This is a genomic window from Paenibacillus sp. Soil724D2 (genome assembly GCF_001427935.1).
Classification (GTDB): domain Bacteria; phylum Bacillota; class Bacilli; order Paenibacillales; family NBRC-103111; genus Paenibacillus_E.
On record NZ_LMRY01000056.1, the window covers coordinates 240,697 to 259,331 of the forward strand.

An 18,635-nucleotide genomic window follows, 5' to 3' on the forward strand; every position below is an offset into this window, starting at 1 on the left:
ATAATAACCTTGCACCTCATTTTTTGTACCCCTATTTACTTTCGGGAAGCTCTAATCCTCAGAAATAACCTCAAAAGATATTCGTGCTAGCTCAGTATTCAATGTTTCCCCCAAATAAATGACATCGTAAGATCCCGCTGGAAGATTCAAATCAGTGAATATGATCTTCCCATCCGGCTGGCTTGCCGAATTAGTTTTAATATGCGCTATGGGAGTAATCGGTTGAATCTCACTAGGTATAGTACCTCTTGGGAAAATACCGAATGCATCTTCTCCCAATGACCCCGTGTAAGTAACTTCAATCAAATCGCGAGTCCGATAAACGGCCCTGTCTATCTGCATTGTCGGGCTACCAAGAGTCAGATCGGGATCGACTTCAGGGTCCACCTTTGGAATTAACGAAGGAAGTGATACTGTGAAAGTGGCATCTTCGATCCACGTTTTAGCTTTAAAGTCTCTTCCTTTTACGACCACTTTATGATCATAAACCTCTACGAAATATCCCTGGGAGCCTGCCTTCTCCACATTCTCATCCGTCCATAAGTAGGCTGTGGAGGCTGCGTTAAACATTGTTGCATACTTGGAGTTGTACATCGTATCGGCCGAACCCAGTTCCCAATGAGTATGGCCAGTGAATACAATCGTTTGCGGATGCTTAGCTAGTATTGTCTTAAGTTCCCTGTCCTGTCGAATACCATGCCACCCGAACTTGTTTTGTGACCCTGAAACTGTATGTTTCAAAGGCTGATGAACGAAAATAAAGGACGGTTTGTGAGCCTCTTCGTGCTCCGATAGCTTTAGATCTAACCACTCAAGCTGCGTCATTGATAAATACGAAGAGTCTTTTAACCCTTTCTCTGTCCCTAAGAAAATAAAATGATAGCCGTTCATCCAAAAATCGAAATACTTTTTATCCATACCCGTACTTGTTGTAAAATAAGACATTTGGGTATCAAAGTCCGCCCAACGGACATCATGGTTGCCGTAAGTAAAATAGATAGGTGGCAGACCCTCTCTATGATCCTTCAAAATTTGAGTCATCGTTTCAAACTCTGTTTGCTTGCCATTGTTAGTCATATCACCAACATGCATAATTCCTTGACTATCGGGCGAAGTTGCCCTGATATCCTGTAAGGCCTGAATGAAATTCAGCGAATGTACGCCTTCTATATCATCTTCAACATGTGTATCCGTAATGACGATGAATTTGGCATTCGGCTTTTGGTCTTGTTCCTCATTTATATACTCCGCCATTTATTTCCCGCCTTTGTTTTTGAAACTTTTCAATCTTATCGAAAATAACCTCGCTTTTGATAGGTTTGCTGATGTAATCATCCATACCTGCTTCAAGACATTTTTCACGATCGCCTTTTAAAGCGTTAGCTGTCACAGCAATTATGTAAGGGACTTTCTCTGGCGGCATTGTTTCTTTGATCTGTTGAGTAGTTTCCAGACCATTCAGGATAGGCATTTGGATGTCCATAAAGATGATATCGTATGTTTCGTAAGCAAGAGCTCGAATAACCTGATTGCCATTTTCGACAATACTTGTGAAATGCCCCATCTTTTCAATCATTTTTTTTAATACGATCTGATTAATTTGATTATCTTCGGCTATTAAAACTTTCAAAGGGTTTTGAACAAATGCGATTTCTTGTATAGATGAGTCTATTGGATGCGATACCTCTTCTTTAAACCAAACTGTAAATACAAAAGTTGCCCCAGGTTCGTCCGTTTGTTCGAACCAAATATCTCCACCCATCAACCCAACAATTTTTCTGCTAATGGCTAAGCCTAATCCTGTTCCTTCCGATTGTCGCGTCATGAAGCTATCCAATTGATAGAAGGGATCAAACAAATGATTGAGTTTTTCTTTGGGAATACCAATCCCCGTGTCTTTTATTGAAAATTTAAGCTGAATCTTTTGATTTTCACGCCCATTATTTTCAACCGTAATGGACACCCCGCCGCTATACGTGAACTTGATCGCATTGCTAATGAGATTCATTAATACTTGTTTCACGCGATCGTAATCACCAATTAATTTATAAGGCAATTCCGGAATCATAGAAACATGAATATCCAGCTTTTTTTCATGTGCTTTTGGCATTAGTACAGCGAGCGTATCGTCGATGCAGTCTCTGATATCAAATGGCTGCGCTTGTAATTCAGTCTTGCCTGCTTCAATTTTGGAAAAATCCAAAATATCATTAATAATCTTAATAAGCGTGTTCCCGCTTTTATTAATGATTTTTACATATTCTTTTTGCTCGTCATCCAAGTCTGTCGTAGATAATAGCAAGTCAGTCATGCCAATCACCCCATTCATAGGGGTTCGGATTTCATGGCTCATCATGGCTAAAAATTCACTTTTTGCTTTATTTGTATTTTCAGCTGCTTCCTTAGCAATAAGCAATTGTTTCTGTTCAGTCATATCTTTCGCAATAATATAGAACCCGACGTTTTCCTTATTAATGATGATAGGCGCAATCGTTGTTAATACTTCAACATTATGTCCATCTTTATGTTTGATTTTATTAATATTTCTTTCCGTTGTAACGTCTTCCATGGAATAGGAGATTAACCTACGGAGATTTCGTTCACCAATAAGTTTGGAAATACGCTCACCTCTCATCTCCATAACCCTGTATCCAGTCAGTCGTTCTGCCATTTCATTGGTGTTAATGATCCTGCCTTTAACATCCAGGGAAATAATAGCATCGTGGTTGTATTTTTTCAGAGACGTATAGCGTTCTACGGACTCTTGCAGCTTCAACTCTACTTTTTTGCGTTCCGTAATGTCCTGTGTAGTTCCATTCATTTTGACAGGCTTTCCATTTTCGTCGAATGTTACTGAAACGCGAATTTGCATATACTTAATTGTTCCATCAAGCTGCAGATTGCGAAATTCCGAGCTAATCGTTGTACCTTGCATGGCTTGATCAATGAATTCATTAAATCGTTGTCGATCTTCTGGATGAATTATAAATGCAAGATCCGTAGGATCTAATGGTAAATTATTTTTTAACAAGTTATAAATTTGGTAAAATTCTTCAGAGAATGTGATCTTATCATCGAGAATATCCAATTCCCAACTGCCAAGCATGGCAATATGCTGGGCCTCCGCAAGATTATCCTGGTATTTCTTTCGCTCTGTAATATCCCGCCCTATCCCTAATACCTTCTGTAGATTTCCTTGATCATCTCTAATGAGTTTAATCGCAGTCTCAAACCAAATATACGTACCATTCTTGTGGCGTGAACGATAGGTAACTACCCCATTATCCGAAAAAGGTTCAGATCTTATTTTTTCTAAATCTTCAGGATGATTTAATTCAGAACTATCTTTTCCGATCAATTCTTCTGGCTCATAACCCAATAAATCACTCACGGAGGGAGATAAATACTGGATTTTACCATCTGGATTCACTAAAGTAATAATATCCTGAGCATTTTTTGAGATAAGTTCATACAATTCTTCAATCTTTAAAAGTTTTTGTTCCGTGGCTATTTTATATGAAATATCGATGATATGAACAATAAAGTATAGTGGTGTTCCTTGTTTTTCGTCACGAACCAAAGATAATCTTACAGACGCCCAAATAAGGTTCCCGTTTTTCTGAATACAACGCTTTTCTAGCTCATAGAATTGTGAATTTCCATTCAATACCTCTTCGATTAGTGCATTAATTTTATTCAAATCATCAGGATGGGTTATTTCCTTAAGCGTAAGTCCAATTGCTTCTTGCTCCGTATAACCGAGGGTTGAATAGAAGGAGGAATTGACCCTCCTAATCGTTCCATCCATGGACACCAACGCTATAGCATTTGGAGCAAAGGTATATACTTGTTGATAAACAGAGTCGTGGTCGAAATCTACCTTAGGCATTTGAAATCCTCCAGTCGTCAATGTACCTTACTTAGAAATTCACAATTTGCCTTCACGAATTGTTCGCCAGTCGTGCTTACAACTAATTCGTCATCATGTGATTGAATGATAACATTTTCACCTATTTGTTCACCGTGTAAAAAGATCGAGATGGGCTGTCGAAATACCCTCATCCTCTCAAAGTCTGAAGGTTCTGTCAGTTTACGTTGTTTTGGCATGTTGATCTCCTTTTAAGATATATGTTCTTACATTATTGCATAAATAAGGATCAAAATCAGGGTCCTATGAAAAGGACCTTCTCCATTGTCTAAAAGACAAAAGAAAGTCCTGTTTGGTTACGGCCAAGGCTAGTCTGAAGCGCTCCGTTAAAACATAGCCCATGATTGCATGGTCGTTTGGACGGTTTCACCCGATTTAACCGCTTGAGTGATCATCATACCCAGGTAGTGATCTTGTGCCGCTTCCGCAAGGCTATAAAAGCTGGGTCCCCCCTGCACGTATTCACTCATCTTTTGTAGACAAGTAGCAATCGCTATTTCGTCGTCCGATAGTCGTCCTGGCTGGAAGGGATTTCGATAAACCCATTTATCGCCTGCCAAAATGCCCTTGTGATAATACCCTTCAAGGTTGCCATTCTCCCCGGCATTCAGCCGTCTTAGCTCCAGTTGAATGGGGGTACGAAAATCCTGCAAATAAGCAATCCTCGTATTATTAATTTCCCCCTTATCCCCTCGTACAAGTACCCGCTCTGAACGAATCCATGAGAAATACTGATCACCGGTAAAATCAAACACACCTAACTTGTCACCAAACTCAAGGTGTGCGATCACTTGATTAGAGATCGACGTCTTCTCACTAGTTGGATCACCCTCTCGGTTAGGTCCGCTAATATTCGGAGAAGAGAATCCGAAACCTCGAATTATTGCATCTTCAAATCGTATGCCCAGGAGACTGCGCATGATGCTGATCCCATGGTAGCCATGGGCAACAGAGACTTGCGCTTGGCTAACAGTGCCCAGCAAGCCGGACTGTACGACAGCAATACGTGCTGCATGCAGCGGCTGGAAGGCATATTGCTCCGCCACCTGTACCTTGGCGTCCGGTCCAATGTCTTGATAGAGCTGATTCAATTGCTCCAGATCAGCCGCAGGCGGTGTTTCGGACAGAACGGGAATTCCTTCACATACGAGTTGTTTAACCAATTCCGGAGTCTGTGAAACAGGAACCGAAAGGACAACAAACGAAGGTGTTGTTTGCTTCAATAAATCCTCGGTTGAGCGGAACGTCCGCACTCCCCATTGTTCCTCGAACGCACGCCCTTTCGCTTCATTGCGTACGACAACACCGCTAACTTTAAAACGATCTGGAAGGGCTCGAACGATACGCATAAAAAACTCTGCACGCCAGCCGCCTCCGACTATACCGAATGTGATAGCCACACTAATTCCTCCTCATTTAAATGAAACATTTCACTACTATTGTATGACACAAATACTGGTAAAGGGATGTAATTATATATGCTGTCTTGTTATTTACACGACTTTCTGCAGTGTCTTGAAATATAAAGAATAGACTGCCGAAAGATTCGGCAGTCCTAGTATCGTTCATACTAGCCTTATGGCAAACAGCTATATTAGTTGTTTGCCCCGCTAAGTCTAGATAAAAACAATCTTGTTCTATCGTGTTTAGGATGATTAAACAAAGAATCGGGAGCACCCTGCTCAACAATACTGCCATCGTTCATAAAGACAACAGTATCCGCTACTTCCTTAGCGAATTGCATTTCATGCGTAACAATTATCATAGTCATACCTTCCACGGCCAAGTCCTTCATGACTTTAAGCACTTCCCCCACAAGCTCAGGGTCTAAGGCAGAAGTTGGCTCATCAAATAAGAGTACTTCAGGATCTACGGCCAATGCTCGGGCTATACCAACCCGCTGCTGTTGTCCTCCAGACAGCTGATGGGGATAAGAGCTAGCCTTGTCCGCTAAACCGACCTTCCTAAGCAGTTCGACTGCTTTACTTTTAGCCTCTTGCCTGCTTCTTTTCTTCACAATGACCTGAGCTGCCGTAACATTCTGTAATACCGTTAAATGAGGAAATAAATGATAGGACTGAAAAACCATCCCTGTCTTTTTCCTTAAAGCGAGGATCTCACTCTGTTTTGGCTTAACTATTTCAGTAAAAGTAAGATGAGCGTTCCCTACCTCAATCGTGCCTTTATCAGGAATTTCTAGAGCGTTAACGGAACGAAGCAAGGTAGATTTCCCGGAGCCGGAGGGACCGATGACAACCATCACTTTGCCTCTCTCTAAGGTAATATTGATACCTTTTAACACCTGCTGAGAACCGAAGGTTTTGAATAGATTGTTGATTGTAATCATACATCCACCACTATCTAGCCGTATGAAGGTCAAACTTTTTCTCCAAACGACCTTGAATATTTGAAAGAATTGTACTAAGCACCAGATAAATGAGTGCAGCTTCACAATAAAGCAATAAGGGTTCATAAACGGTAGCCGTAATTTGCTGAGCTTTTTGAAACATTTCCGTCACCGTGACAGTAGCTGCGAGTGAGGTGTCTTTCACCAAGCTTATGAACGAGTTAAAAAGTGATGGAATCGAAATTCGAATTGCTTGGGGCAATATGATGTTCCGCAGTGCTTGAAGCTTTGTCATTCCGAGCGAATAAGATGCTTCCCATTGTCCTTTTGGCGTTGAGAGCAGAGCTCCACGAATAATCTCAGATCCATAGGCGCCAACACTTAAGGTAAATCCTATAACAGCTGATGGGAAAGCATCCAATGTAATCCCGATACTTGGCAGTCCATAAAAAATAATAAACAACTGCACCAGCAAAGGGGTACCCCGAATAATCCACACGTAAAAACGTGCTGCCTGAACAAGAGGTTTAATATCAGAAATTCGAATTAATGCGGTTACCAAGGCAAGACAAAGCCCTAGTGTAAATGAAATTAAAGTCAAAGGTACTGTAAAAGCAACCCCTGCCTTAAGCAGGGGAAGGAATGAGTCTATGAAGATTTGCCATTTTCTATCGTCCATGTTAGATAACCCTACTTCGATACGTCTTGGCCAAAGTATTTTTCAGAGATTTTGAGATAGGTTCCATCTTTCTTCAAATCAGCCAATGCTATATTAATCGCATCAACGAGCTCTTGATTGCCCTTGTTTATCAAAACTGCACTTTGAGATGCTTCCTTGGTCTCATCGACGACTTGAATAGCTACATCCGGCTTTTGTTTTTTCAAATCCAGGTAAGACAAGCCATCATTAATGGTGGCGTCAATACGTTTGGACAGCAGCAGATCAATGGCTTGATTAAATCCGTCGGTTTGTACAATCTCTGCACCATTGGATTTAGCAATTTCGGTTAAGTTGCTTGTTAATGATTGCCCTGCTTTTTTACCTTTCAAATCAGTTATTTTTTTAATATCTTTATTGTCTTTGTGTACAATCAAAACGGCTTTAGACACGATATAAGGATCTGAGAAATCGTATTTCACTTTACGGTCTTCTTTAATGCTAACTTCGTTCACGACAATATCAAATCGTTTGGAATCCAGCCCAGCAAACATGCCATCCCATTTGGTTTCGATGAATTCGGCTTGAACACCCATTTTCTTAGCGATTTCTTGAGCAATCTCTACATCGAATCCTGTTAATTTCCCATCCTTGTCATGGTACGTGAAAGGTGCATAAGTTCCTTCCGTTCCTATACGAATTTTCCCATTTGTTTTGATCGTACCCAATAAGGTTTGAGTTGCTTGTCCAGGTGTTTCTTTCGCTGCAGCTTCTTTGGTTGCTGCCGCAGTTGGAGATGGTTTATTAGCCGTTTCTTTTGTTCCGCATGCAGTAAAAATAAGAGAGCCCGCTAGAAGTATCATGCCCGCCGATAGATATTGTTTTTTCATTTGAAGACCTCCATGTTGTTATTTGAACTTTTGTCATCTTATCACTACTAACTTTATTCAGTCAAGAAATATTCCTACTATTTCAGTTGGATTAAATTCCTTGCTGATGTCTCTGGAGTTTCGCCGTATCAGGACTTATTGAGCAATTTGACGGATTCGGCATAAAGCTAAAAAATAAGCATAATCAGACAGCTATACGCTGCTCCGATTATGCTTATTTCACTAATACTTACAAAAGTTTCACAGCTTCAATCGACTCACCGCTTCAAAACCTCGTTCCAAAATCTACTCACTTCTCGTCGCATCCTTTGACTCATAATGACTTTCTACCTACCCTACTCTTTGACGCCGCCAGCAGTCATCCCTTGAACAAGGAATTTTTGAAAAACGATCGCAATAAAGAGTGGAGGCAGGGAAGCTAATACACCGCCTGTTGCTACCATACCGAAATCCACAGCGTTCTTACCGCTAAATTCAGAGATGGCCACCGAAATGGTTTTCGCATGAAGGGTTGACGTAAACAAAAGTGAGAAGAAAAACTCATCCCAAGACAACAAAAATACGAAAATCATGGTCGCCAGAATGCCTGGACGCACAATAGGTACTACGACCAAACGGAGTATTTGCATGCGGCTGCAGCCATCGAGCGACGCCGCTTCATAGAAATCGTGGGAAACCTGTTTGAAATAACTTTGCATGATCCATATCACAAATGGAATGGCAAAGGTCAAATCAAGTATGATCAGGGTCAGTTTGGAATCCAACATCCCCATTTTTTGCAACAAAAGATACAACGGAATGACGATAACGACAGAAGGGATCATATATGTGAATAGAAACAGGTAAATGAGCTGACGCCGGAAGTTAAATTGATACTTGGCAAAGACATGTGCAGCCAGACCTCCGATGATTAGCGCGATGATTGTAACGGAAACAGCAACCATGAGACGATTCCATCGTTCACATGACGCTCAGGACTAACACCGTAGGGAGGGGAATAATCGATAGTAGGATGAACGATATAATCAATCGATTCTTAATTTTTGAATTGCGCAACAGATTGCTTAGCCGAATGCTTTTTAATAACAATTCTGAGGTCATCTCCTCTTTTACCTTGTTGAATCTACGTAAAGTGGGTTCATTATAACACACCGAATGCGTGAGGATTCTGCAATTTCTGACTTTTCTGCAATTTTGCCATTCTCTATTCCTAATTCCGCATCGCTGCGCTATTCTATAAATAATGCCTAACAATGAAAGGACGTAGCTCATGCAATTGAAATCAGATATCAAATTATTTCTGCGTATTAAGGGAGCCGGATATCTTCTGTTAGCTATCGTTATTTATGGAATCGGAACTGGCATACTAGCTCCTATGAATGCGGTATATTTGAAGGATCATCTTGGTTTGTCTAAAGGCGAAATCGCGTCCATTTTCTCTATTTCATTATTTCTGAATATGGTCATTACTTTATCCGTCGGCATTGTCAGTGACAGGCTTAAGAGGAAAAAACCAATTCCGATGATTGCTGCTGTAATTTGCGCAAGCGGGCTCATCCTCTATATGCATGCTGACAGCTATATGGAAGCCCTGGCTGGTATGTCTATTGCCGTGGGCCCATCTGGATTGATCATGGGGCAACTTTTTGCTATGGCCCGTAATCATTTCAAGAAACAAGCCGAATCCATTATGGAAATAGCGATGCTTTGGCTTCGTGCCGGGTATAGTGTTGGTTTTTTTATGGGCTTGCTGTTCGGAGCTAATCTGTATCTGATTACAGGATTCCGAGGAGTTCTTTGGGGCAATGTCGCAGGATTTGCTGGTCTCTTCTTTCTGCTGTTGTTTTATAACGAAGTTAAAGGAGCGGCCGAAACAGCAGCTATCAAGGCCGGTGAACCGTTCTCTTTGGCCATGCTAATAGCACTATTGATGCTTTTATGTGCAGATGCCATCCGTGGATTGTACTTACCATTAGTTTTTAATGAAAGGTTCGGAAGGCCAGATCTTATGTCGTATTTGTGGAGCGGTCAGGCTGTTTTTGAACTGCTATTCATGACCTTGACAGGTTATTGGGCAGCCAAGATCGGGAGCAAATCCATCATGGTATTAGGCGGCATATGTGCGCTCGTCACTTATATCGTGTATACACTGTCTTCTCCTTTAGCGCTGTTTTTTACGGTCCAGCCTGTTTATTCTTTATCCATTTCCATTTTATATGGCGTAGCAATGGGTTATGTTCAGCGCATGTTTATCAACCACACAGGCTTTGGGGCTAGTTTGTACCTTTTTATTTCCCAAACAGCATCACTTATCGGCTACTTACTGCCCGTATTGATTCTAGGTATATCGCCAACTATTTTTATCATACCAATCACATTGGTGATGGTTGCGCTATTCATTATTATGAATGTGCTTTATAAGGAGAAGAGAATTTTGAAATCTGGATCTTTAGGAAGATAGCAAACAGCGCATCCCACCGTTCATCACGGTAAAATGCGCTATTTGCTATCCTCGACATTCTTACTTCGCTAGTTCTGTATATTTCTGTTAACTTGCTAAGCATTTCATCCACGTATGTATTGATTTGCGTCGTAATCCGATTATAATCATCCAAATCAGCTTCGGAATATTTCAATGTTGGGATCGCATCTCTAAAATTTTAGTTGAGGGGTTAAGTCTGCTCTCCCCGTACTGTTCTCTTATTGAACTTTCCTTCACCGAAAATTTGCGCAGAAAGGATCCCTACCAACAAAGACCATACAGGTGCGGATACCCCAATAAATGAGACGTTGGATATAGCGATTAGAAAAGCAAACAAGGTCGAGTATCGATAAGACGACTCCGAGAATGCTGTTTGCATGCTATTTAACAATACAGCCAGGAGGGCAAATCCTGATAACATCGTAATAAAAGCGGAAGGGAGCATTTCAATAAACACAATGACCTTCCATGCAAATAAACCGAATAAAGTGACAAGTCCTCCGGAAACTAGTGCTGCACCTATCCGATTTTCTTTCGGACCTGCTTCCTTACTGCTGCATAGCGCTGTCATCATCCCCCCAATGTTCACCGCATGGCCTCCAAAAAAACCGGCAATAAGCGTGCCAATCCCTGAAAGCACAAGCGTCTGGTTAACGGGAGGCTGATAATCGTTTTTCTTCAAAGCAGCTAAAGCCACTGCAATATCATTGGTCAAAATCAATACGGCAATCGGAATTGCAATCGATAAGAAACTGTGAACGGTGAAGGAAGGAATAATGATTTGAGGTAAGGCAAACTCAGCAGCCTCCGATACTGCCGGAAAATCATACCCCATGAAAAGCCCCAAGACGCCAAAGAGTATCACCCCTAGTAACGGAGGGATTGATTTCGAAATTTGGGGTGCGATAAAAAAACCTAAAATGGCCATTCCGCCTATAAGAGGTGATTCCTTTAATGAGGGAATGATATTCACCACATATTGAAGAACCAGACCGGCTAGCATTGCATCAATAAAAGGCTTTGGGATGAAATCCAACGCTTTACTGAATAATCCCGTAAAGCCGAATACAGCGATAAGTCCCCCCGCCATAATGAAACCGGCTGCCAATTCATTCAAAGTAAATTGATCGACAACTGTGCTTAGAAAAGCAACAGCCGTGATCGAGTGTGCCCCGGCAAAAGGGATCTTGTATTTCCACGTCAATACCAAATTTAGAATACCGCCTAAGCAGTAGACACAGAACAACCAGGATATCAGCTGCGAGCGGCTGAACCCCGCTGTTTGAGCACAATTTATGATCATGATGGCGCCACTCGTGCAGGCCATCAACGCAGACATAACGCCAGTCGATAGGTTTTGTGTATTCAGAGCTGACATATACTCCCCATTCTATCATCTTGTATTTTTTATGAGAAGCTGACTACTCATTTACATAATAGTAGCTTAGCCTCGAAGGGAAGTAACCAACCATTTATGAGATTTCTTTCCCAACCAATCCCGCCATACTTTCTCGACTCATCCGTCTACTTCATTTCTTAAATGATTCAAGAAATACCAAACACTATTGGACAAACGCTCGGCAGGCCTTGTAATAACACTCGCTACAACAGGTATTGGTGTGAACGTTGTCCAAGGCAGCAGCTTCCCGCAAGATAGCTCTAAACTAGCTGCAGATTCTAGGATCACTCCGTACCCCATCCCTTGCATGACAAATTGTTTAACGGTTTCGGTGGAATCGAGATGCATGATCTCCATATCCCATGTATCGTTTATAGGTAAGGATGCAACATCTCGAGGAACGATCAACATTCGGCAATGACATGACAACGAAGGTTGAATACCCATCAGTCGCTCCTGAGCGAATGGCGTGACTCGAAATGAAAAATGGTCGTCTGGCGGCTGCAGCGTCAATCCTATATCAATGCTGCCCATTCTGACTAATCTCTCAATTTCCTCATCCGTTCTTGTTTGCAGTTCTACTGTAATATCGGAATAGGTTTGAATAAACGAATACATGATTTTCGGTAACAAATAAGCGGCGACTACATGGGAGGCAGCTACAATGATTTTGCCTCGATTCCCTAGCCGATATTCCTCCATGGCCCGATAAATCTGCCCTTCCAAGGACAGCATGGTCTCTGCATACTCCATCAAAGTAAGTCCTGCATCCGTCACCGCGATATCCCGGCCAACCACCGTAAACAGGGGAACTCCTACTTCCTGCTCCAAACGCTTGAGCTGCATGGAAATCGCAGGTTGGCTCACATAGGTTTCCTTTGCAACTTGAGTAATACTCCCCTTCTTAATAACTTGCATGAACAAGGACAAGTGTTTAGTATTCATAAGCGCCCCCAAATATATAACTAAATTATTATGATTATATAATATTAATAGTATTTGTATTATAGATCAAATCATGTCATTCTATAGTCAATCTTTTGAAAGGACGTGTTTTCTCCATGAATATCCAAGAAATAAGAGATCAATTTCCGATTTTGAAGCAGCAAGTTAATGGACATCCTCTAGTCTATTTAGATAGTTCAGCCACATCCCAGAAGCCCTATGCTGTCATTGAAGCATTACGAGATTATTATACGCATTACAATTCCAACGTTCATCGCGGTGCACATACATTAGGTTCATTAGCTACGGATGCATTTGAGAATGCCAGAGATAAAGTCAAATCGTTTATCCATGCCAAGGAGTCAGCAGAGGTCGTGTTCACTCGCGGAACTACAGCATCATTGAATCTAGTCGCGCAATGTTATGTGAGAGAGTTTCTACAAGAAGGCGATGAAATCTTGATTACCTTAATGGAGCATCACAGCAATCTCATCCCTTGGCAGCAGGCAGCTAAAAAAACAGGCGCAACGCTTCGCTATATTCCCATCCAACCTGATGGCACCATTCGGTTAGAGGATGTAGAGGAAGCTATCACTTCGAAAACCAAGTTCGTATCCATAACCCATGTTTCCAACGTCATGGGAACTATTCATCCGGTGAAACAGATTGCGGCAATTGCCCACCGACACGGGGCCGTAATATGCGTTGATGCGGCTCAAAGCGCCCCACATCTTCAGTTGGATGTTCAAGATTTGGATTGTGACTTTATGGCCTTTTCCGGTCATAAGATGGCTGGCCCAACCGGCATAGGTGTTCTGTATGGCAAAAGAGCCCTCTTGGAAAAAATGACGCCTTATGAATATGGCGGAGAAATGATCGATCACGTGGATTTATACGAATCTTCTTGGAAGGAGCTTCCCTGGAAGTTTGAAGGAGGAACGCCGAATATTGCAGGCGCTATAGGGCTTGGAGCCGCAATCGATTTCCTGCAGCAAATCGGGTTAACTAACATTCGTCATCATGAGAATCAACTGGTTAACTATGCATTAGAGCAGCTTTCATTGATTGAAGAAATATCGATCTATGGCCCAAGGCAGCCAGAACTAAGAAGCGGCTTAGTCACCTTTAATGTGTCGGACGTGCATCCTCATGATCTCGCAACCGTTCTGGATTCCGAAGGAATTGCTATTCGAGCGGGCCATCACTGCTGTCAGCCTTTGATGAGATGGCTTAACGTTTCATCCACAGCGCGTGCGAGTTTTTATATTTACAATACAGAAGAAGATATTGATGCTCTCGTAAAAGGTTTAAAGAGGGCCATATCTTATTTCAGTTATGTATCTCAATGACAATGATATAGTTCCTTAAAGAGGGTTACACGTATCCATAAGGACTTCAGCCAATAAGGGGAAGTCCTTGTGGGTCTTAACGGAACGACAAGCTGCTAAAGTGGATGAAACTAAACATTGAATTAGCGGAACGTGAGGGCATTATCTTTAAATTGTTTCAAAAATTATGACCTAGTCAAGATTATTACCTATTTCATTCTTAGCCCGTTCAGCAACCCATGTCAAAATTGACTTGTTTGCACCTCCCAACTCAACAACGTTGTCCTTATACATCATTACTCCAAATCCATGTTCCTCATCCCAGGTACAATCGAATTCTAAACCGAAATATGCCATTCCATTTTTATACACATTCATTACATGTACATTTATTAAACCAATTAACTTTTTAAAGTCACCCATTTCATTTACATCCGGCATATATTGCTCTGCCTCTTCATCTTCATAGCCGTAATGTTCCTGCAAATCTTTATAATTTTTCAACAGCGCTTCAAGAACTGCATCTCTAATTGCATATTGGTTATCGACAATATAACGATATGCTGCAATGTGTTCATCTTCAATTGTAGGATTGTCTATTACCATATCTCCACCGAAATATAGGCCGAATGCCCCGTTCTTTTTTGTAAGAAAGCCCCTCCAAGCGTCTAGAGTAATAGTGCCCTCATATCCATATTCTCCAAGTGAGATGTTAGGTATTTTAATCGTCATTTTCCACTTCATTCCTTTACTCCGTATTTATTTCCAAAACGCATACCATTTCGACAATAATGTCCAATCTCCTGTGACTTTGTTGAAACTTAATGAAAATGAGGTTGTTGGCATATTTTTCAATTATTACGTGAATAATAACCAAACCTTTTATTCATTCTTGCAAATTTTATTCCCGCCATTCTTAAAAGATTAGCGAGTTTGTCAAATATTCTACGCGAGAGTTCAACAACGAATTCGTGAACTGTATTATACTATGGAATAAATGGATATTTCTCAAAGATGGTGGTATACATGCGCAAACCTGACCGAACAAGTAAAAAACCTCTCTATCAACAGATCTCAGATGAGATGGAGAGGAGTATCCTACATGGCGAATATCCGCCCGGAAGTTTCTTGCCTTCTGAACGTAAGCTTGCTGAACGACTGGAAGTAAACCGAAGCACCGTCGTACAAGCCTATGAGGAATTACGTGCAAGAGGAATAGTCGAAAGTATAAGCGGAAGCGGTACCATGGTCAGCAACCATATTTGGGGTATTAGGCCTAATTTAACACCCAATTGGCGTCAATATGTAGAAGGAGGCACATTTGCCCCCAATCTTCCATATATCCGCCGGGTACGCGAGGTTCTACGTGAGCGAGAATCAATCATTGACTTTGCTAGTGGCGAGTTATCTGCCGACTTATTCCCCAATGATGCGATTAAGCAAATAATGAAGGACATTCCTTTCGAAGCCTACTTAGGATATGACGATCCGAGTGGGTATTTGCCGCTTAGAGAGACTCTTGTAGGATTTCTGGAAGAAAGATTACGGATTCGAGCGACAGAGGCTTCCATCCTTATAACGTCCGGCTCACAACAATCTCTGCATTTGATTATGCAATGTTTGTTAGCTCCTGGGGATGCGGTTGCCATTGAAGATCCGTCTTATTACTATTCTTTATCCATGTTCCAATCTGCCGGGCTCCGTATTTTTCGCTTACCCGTAAAAGAAGATGGCATCGAACCCGAAGACATTATGAGCTTGTACCGCCAACATCGCATTCGTATGATTTTTTTGAACCCGAACTATCAGAACCCGACAGGGACGATCCTTCATGCATCTAAAAGAGAGGCTTTGCTGAAGATAGCTGCTGAACTCGGTATACCCATCGTAGAAGATGATCCTTTCAGCCTTACTTCCTTTGATCATTGTCCTCCTGATACGTTGAAATCCATCGATACTCACGGTTCCGTACTCTATGTCGGTTCCTTATCCAAGGTTGCAGCTTCAGGATTACGGATCGGCTGGTTGGTAGCTCCCCAGGCTGTCGTACAACGATTAGCCGATGCTCGCCAGCAAATGGACTTTGGCCTAAGCATTGTCCCACAATGGCTTGCTAATAAATTTCTGGGATCTGAGTTGTTTGATCAACATACGCTCTTCCTAAGAGACTCCCTTTCTCTGAAGCAGCATCTTATGATTCGATCCCTTCAGCAAGAGTTACCCGACCAAATCAGCTTTACCCCAGCTAGAGGAGGTCTCAATATATGGTGCACGATCAAGGAAAAGCTTGACGATCAGAAGTTATTGGAGGAAGCGATCAAACGAGGGGTTGTATTTATGCCAGGAACGGTATTTGGCTCTGAGCCTGGACATCTGAGATTAAGCTTTGCTCGTCCCTCTATGGATGAGATCGCTCCTGGTATATCCAAACTAGCTCAGGCTTTTCATGCATTAACACAGAAATGTTAATAGGATTGTGAGAGCTGCCCTTCTCTATTTACATAGAAAGGGCAGCTTATTATTATACCGACTTAAAAATGTGTTCTTCCAGTCCTTGACATTGCAGCATAACTATCATACAATGAATAATGTAAGTAAGTACTTGCATTAAAGAAGGGTAGATCAATGAGCAATAATCTAAGCACCAGTGATAAACTTCTGTTAGCAACAATCGATCTCATGGCAGAAAAAGGGTATGACGGTACGACAACTAAGGAAATCGCTGCTGCTGCCGGAGTGAACGAAGTCACGTTATTTCGCCATTTCGGAACGAAAGAGAAATTGTTAGCGGCTGCCTTCAACCGTTATCACTATGCCTTAGAGATGACAAAGCTTTTTAACGAATCTTTGACAGGCGAGCTGCATGAGGACCTTCTTATTATCAGCCGAAAGTATCATTATCTCATGAATCGGAATAGAAAACTGTTTCAGATCATTCAAAAAGGAAGCAGCAGTCTCCCTCCAGAAGTATATCAGGAGGCCCACCGTCATCCTCAGGAGCTTAGGAAGCTTTTAACGAATTATTTGATTTCCATGTCTGAGCAAGGTAAAGTGATCACTTCAAAACCTGACATACAGGCATATGCTTTCATGTTGATGAATCATGGTGCGTTCAATAGCAATTTTTCCCCCATAGATTTGGACGAATTTATTGAAGAAGGTGTGCGGTTATTCGCTAGGGCATTAACTCCCTAGCTTTTTTATAAACCATAATGCAAGCATGTACTTGCATTCATAACCAAAAAGGAGCGATGAACCATGAATTCTGAAACCATGCTGCAAAAAGGTCCTATCTTGATGCGATTATTGATGTTTACCGTTATGATGTCATCGATGAGCGCCCTAATGTTTAACGTTGTGCTTCCGCAAATTAGCGAGGAGTTTCATCTTACCCTTGCTCAGGTGAGCTGGCTGTCCTCCGCCTATACGCTGATCTACGCCTTTGGAACCGTAACGTATGGGAAGCTGGCGGACAGATTCCAACTGAAGAGCCTATTGACGTTCGGTTTGACGTTGTTTGCCGCAGGTTCTCTCATGGGGCTCGTTTCCCAAACATTCTGGTTCGCATTACTCGGAAGGTGTCTGCAATCTGCGGGGGCTGCAGCTATTCCCGCCATTGCGCTGATTATCCCTGTACGGTATTTTGCGCCTGAGAAAAGAGGCTCCGCATTAAGCATGACAGCCGTCGGGCTTGCGCTCGGTAGCGCTCTTGCGCCTGTTATTTCCGCTACTATCGTCAGCTTTGCGAATTGGAGATGGCTGTTTCTGCCTTCCCTATTGATTTTATTATTGCTGCCGCTGTATCGAAAATATTTTGAGCATGAAGTGAAACAAGCTCCGCGCAAATTCGATTGGCTTGGCGGAAGCTTGCTCGCCGCGTCCATTGCGCTGCTTCTGCTAGGGGTCACGAATCGAACCTGGTGGTATTTGGTGATCGGATTAGCGACCTTACTCCTCTTCATTGTACGAATTCGAACCGCAGAAGAACCTTTTATCCAACCTCAATTGTTTCGTAACAAGAAGTATACTATCGCAATAACACTGGCGTTTCTCATCAGCGGCATAGGCATCTCCTTGTATTTTTTGACTCCGATCCTGTTTTCGCAAGTTTATCATCTTGGTTCCAATTGGATCGGTTTCGCCATGGTCCCTGCGGCTGCAGCCTCAGCACTTCTGGGGAGAAAAGGCGGGAAGCTGGCGGACTTGAAAGGCAATTCCTATCTGTTCTCAGTTGCTTCCGGTTCTTTAATTACCTGTTTTGTCTTGTTGTCCAACTTTGCAGGAATCTCGCCGCTATGGATTTCATTCTTTTTGATTTTCGGTAACGTAGGCCAATCTTTCTTGCAGATCGCAATGTCCAATTCCATTTCAAGGTCATTGCCCAAAGATCAGGTTGGAGTGGGCATGGGGCTATTCTCGATGGTCAGTTTTATAGCTCAAGGAATAGCTGCTGGCGTTTACGGTATTGTGGTTGCACAGGGTCCCTCTGTTCATTGGAATCCATTAAATATCGATCCGAACAGCTACCTATTCAGCAATTTTTATCTCGTTCTTGCCGCAATACATGTGGGGATCTTGTTCTTCTACCATTTACAATTCCGTACTAAGAAACCAAGCGTTGCAATAGAACACTGAACAAATCAGTGATTAGGGAGGGA

General features: G+C 42.1%; 16 protein-coding genes. 5 read left to right on the top strand and 11 right to left on the bottom strand.

Annotation, left to right across the window (positions count from 1 at the left end; genetic code table 11):
* Positions 1-51: 51 nt before the first annotated feature.
* The 8 genes from ASG85_RS31285 to ASG85_RS31320 all read right to left on the bottom strand — a co-directional run bounded on the left by ASG85_RS31285 (position 52) and on the right by ASG85_RS31320 (position 8,767).
* A complete protein-coding gene (locus ASG85_RS31285; RefSeq protein ID WP_060648841.1) occupies positions 52-1,254 on the bottom strand; it encodes a metallophosphoesterase family protein in 1,203 nt (400 codons plus the stop codon).
* Positions 1,235-3,889, bottom strand: coding sequence for a PAS domain S-box protein (locus ASG85_RS31290; RefSeq protein WP_060648842.1), 2,655 nt, complete (start codon positions 3,887-3,889; stop codon positions 1,235-1,237). Before ASG85_RS31290 ends, ASG85_RS31285 begins: the two co-directional genes overlap by 20 nt.
* Before the next feature lie 17 nt (positions 3,890-3,906).
* Positions 3,907-4,107 carry a hypothetical protein gene (locus ASG85_RS31295; protein ID WP_060648843.1) on the bottom strand — a complete coding sequence of 67 codons (201 nt, stop codon included), beginning with the start codon at positions 4,105-4,107 and terminating at the stop codon, positions 3,907-3,909.
* A gap of 147 nt (positions 4,108-4,254) precedes the next feature.
* Positions 4,255-5,328 carry a Gfo/Idh/MocA family oxidoreductase gene (locus ASG85_RS31300; RefSeq protein ID WP_321166618.1) on the bottom strand — a complete coding sequence of 358 codons (1,074 nt, stop codon included), beginning with the start codon at positions 5,326-5,328 and terminating at the stop codon, positions 4,255-4,257.
* A 194-nt stretch (positions 5,329-5,522) separates the two neighbouring features.
* A complete protein-coding gene (locus ASG85_RS31305; protein ID WP_060648844.1) occupies positions 5,523-6,275 on the bottom strand; it encodes an amino acid ABC transporter ATP-binding protein in 753 nt (250 codons plus the stop codon).
* Positions 6,276-6,285: 10 nt separating this feature from the next.
* Positions 6,286-6,954 (bottom strand): amino acid ABC transporter permease, encoded by a 669-nt coding sequence (locus tag ASG85_RS31310; RefSeq protein WP_057306640.1) that lies wholly within the window; start codon positions 6,952-6,954, stop codon positions 6,286-6,288.
* An 11-nt stretch (positions 6,955-6,965) separates the two neighbouring features.
* Positions 6,966-7,823, bottom strand: coding sequence for an amino acid ABC transporter substrate-binding protein (locus tag ASG85_RS31315; RefSeq protein WP_060648845.1), 858 nt, complete (start codon positions 7,821-7,823; stop codon positions 6,966-6,968).
* Between the two features lie 335 nt (positions 7,824-8,158).
* Positions 8,159-8,767, bottom strand: a complete 609-nt coding sequence (locus tag ASG85_RS31320; RefSeq protein ID WP_060648846.1) for a carbohydrate ABC transporter permease — start codon at positions 8,765-8,767, stop codon at positions 8,159-8,161.
* Positions 8,768-9,093: 326 nt separating this feature from the next.
* On the opposite strand from ASG85_RS31320, the gene ASG85_RS31325 reads away from it, so the two are divergent.
* Positions 9,094-10,284, top strand: a complete 1,191-nt coding sequence (locus tag ASG85_RS31325; RefSeq protein WP_060648847.1) for an MFS transporter — start codon at positions 9,094-9,096, stop codon at positions 10,282-10,284.
* A gap of 211 nt (positions 10,285-10,495) precedes the next feature.
* On the opposite strand, the gene ASG85_RS31330 is transcribed toward ASG85_RS31325, so the two are convergent.
* The gene (locus ASG85_RS31330; protein WP_082588309.1) at positions 10,496-11,683 is read right to left on the bottom strand and encodes a benzoate/H(+) symporter BenE family transporter; all 1,188 of its coding nucleotides are present in this window, start codon (positions 11,681-11,683) and stop codon (positions 10,496-10,498) included.
* A 138-nt stretch (positions 11,684-11,821) separates the two neighbouring features.
* On the bottom strand, positions 11,822-12,649 hold the full coding sequence (locus ASG85_RS31335) for a LysR family transcriptional regulator (protein WP_060648848.1): 828 nt from the start codon (positions 12,647-12,649) through the stop codon (positions 11,822-11,824).
* Positions 12,650-12,765: 116 nt separating this feature from the next.
* Here ASG85_RS31335 and ASG85_RS31340 point away from each other — a divergent pair, with 116 nt between their 5' ends.
* Entirely contained in the window at positions 12,766-13,998 is a 1,233-nt protein-coding gene (locus ASG85_RS31340) for a cysteine desulfurase (protein ID WP_060648849.1), read from the top strand.
* A gap of 171 nt (positions 13,999-14,169) precedes the next feature.
* On the opposite strand, the gene ASG85_RS38910 is transcribed toward ASG85_RS31340, so the two are convergent.
* The gene (locus tag ASG85_RS38910) at positions 14,170-14,721 is read right to left on the bottom strand and encodes a DUF6985 domain-containing protein (protein ID WP_200961726.1); all 552 of its coding nucleotides are present in this window, start codon (positions 14,719-14,721) and stop codon (positions 14,170-14,172) included.
* 282 nt (positions 14,722-15,003) lie between these two features.
* Here ASG85_RS38910 and ASG85_RS31350 point away from each other — a divergent pair, with 282 nt between their 5' ends.
* The 3 genes from ASG85_RS31350 to ASG85_RS31360 all read left to right on the top strand — a co-directional run bounded on the left by ASG85_RS31350 (position 15,004) and on the right by ASG85_RS31360 (position 18,612).
* Entirely contained in the window at positions 15,004-16,446 is a 1,443-nt protein-coding gene (locus ASG85_RS31350) for a PLP-dependent aminotransferase family protein (RefSeq protein ID WP_060648850.1), read from the top strand.
* 156 nt (positions 16,447-16,602) lie between these two features.
* Positions 16,603-17,172, top strand: a complete 570-nt coding sequence (locus ASG85_RS31355; RefSeq protein ID WP_057306651.1) for a TetR/AcrR family transcriptional regulator — start codon at positions 16,603-16,605, stop codon at positions 17,170-17,172.
* A 63-nt stretch (positions 17,173-17,235) separates the two neighbouring features.
* Complete coding sequence (locus ASG85_RS31360) at positions 17,236-18,612, top strand: MFS transporter (RefSeq protein ID WP_060648851.1); 1,377 nt, start codon at positions 17,236-17,238, stop codon at positions 18,610-18,612.
* Positions 18,613-18,635: the final 23 nt, after the last annotated feature.

Excerpts from the sequence above, each read along its gene's own strand:
- ASG85_RS31315 (WP_060648845.1), bottom strand. The coding sequence starts at position 7,823 with ATGAAAAAACAATATCTATCGGCGGGCATGATACTTCTAGCGGGCTCT.
- ASG85_RS31290 (WP_060648842.1), bottom strand. The coding sequence starts at position 3,889 with ATGCCTAAGGTAGATTTCGACCACGACTCTGTTTATCAACAAGTATAT.
- ASG85_RS31325 (WP_060648847.1), top strand. The coding sequence starts at position 9,094 with ATGCAATTGAAATCAGATATCAAATTATTTCTGCGTATTAAGGGAGCC.
- ASG85_RS31285 (WP_060648841.1), bottom strand. The coding sequence starts at position 1,254 with ATGGCGGAGTATATAAATGAGGAACAAGACCAAAAGCCGAATGCCAAA.
- ASG85_RS31350 (WP_060648850.1), top strand. The coding sequence starts at position 15,004 with ATGCGCAAACCTGACCGAACAAGTAAAAAACCTCTCTATCAACAGATC.
- ASG85_RS31310 (WP_057306640.1), bottom strand. The coding sequence starts at position 6,954 with ATGGACGATAGAAAATGGCAAATCTTCATAGACTCATTCCTTCCCCTG.
- ASG85_RS31335 (WP_060648848.1), bottom strand. The coding sequence starts at position 12,649 with ATGAATACTAAACACTTGTCCTTGTTCATGCAAGTTATTAAGAAGGGG.
- ASG85_RS31295 (WP_060648843.1), bottom strand. The coding sequence starts at position 4,107 with ATGCCAAAACAACGTAAACTGACAGAACCTTCAGACTTTGAGAGGATG.
- ASG85_RS31340 (WP_060648849.1), top strand. The coding sequence starts at position 12,766 with ATGAATATCCAAGAAATAAGAGATCAATTTCCGATTTTGAAGCAGCAA.
- ASG85_RS38910 (WP_200961726.1), bottom strand. The coding sequence starts at position 14,721 with ATGAAGTGGAAAATGACGATTAAAATACCTAACATCTCACTTGGAGAA.
- ASG85_RS31360 (WP_060648851.1), top strand. The coding sequence starts at position 17,236 with ATGAATTCTGAAACCATGCTGCAAAAAGGTCCTATCTTGATGCGATTA.
- ASG85_RS31305 (WP_060648844.1), bottom strand. The coding sequence starts at position 6,275 with ATGATTACAATCAACAATCTATTCAAAACCTTCGGTTCTCAGCAGGTG.
- ASG85_RS31330 (WP_082588309.1), bottom strand. The coding sequence starts at position 11,683 with ATGTCAGCTCTGAATACACAAAACCTATCGACTGGCGTTATGTCTGCG.
- ASG85_RS31320 (WP_060648846.1), bottom strand. The coding sequence starts at position 8,767 with ATGGTTGCTGTTTCCGTTACAATCATCGCGCTAATCATCGGAGGTCTG.
- ASG85_RS31355 (WP_057306651.1), top strand. The coding sequence starts at position 16,603 with ATGAGCAATAATCTAAGCACCAGTGATAAACTTCTGTTAGCAACAATC.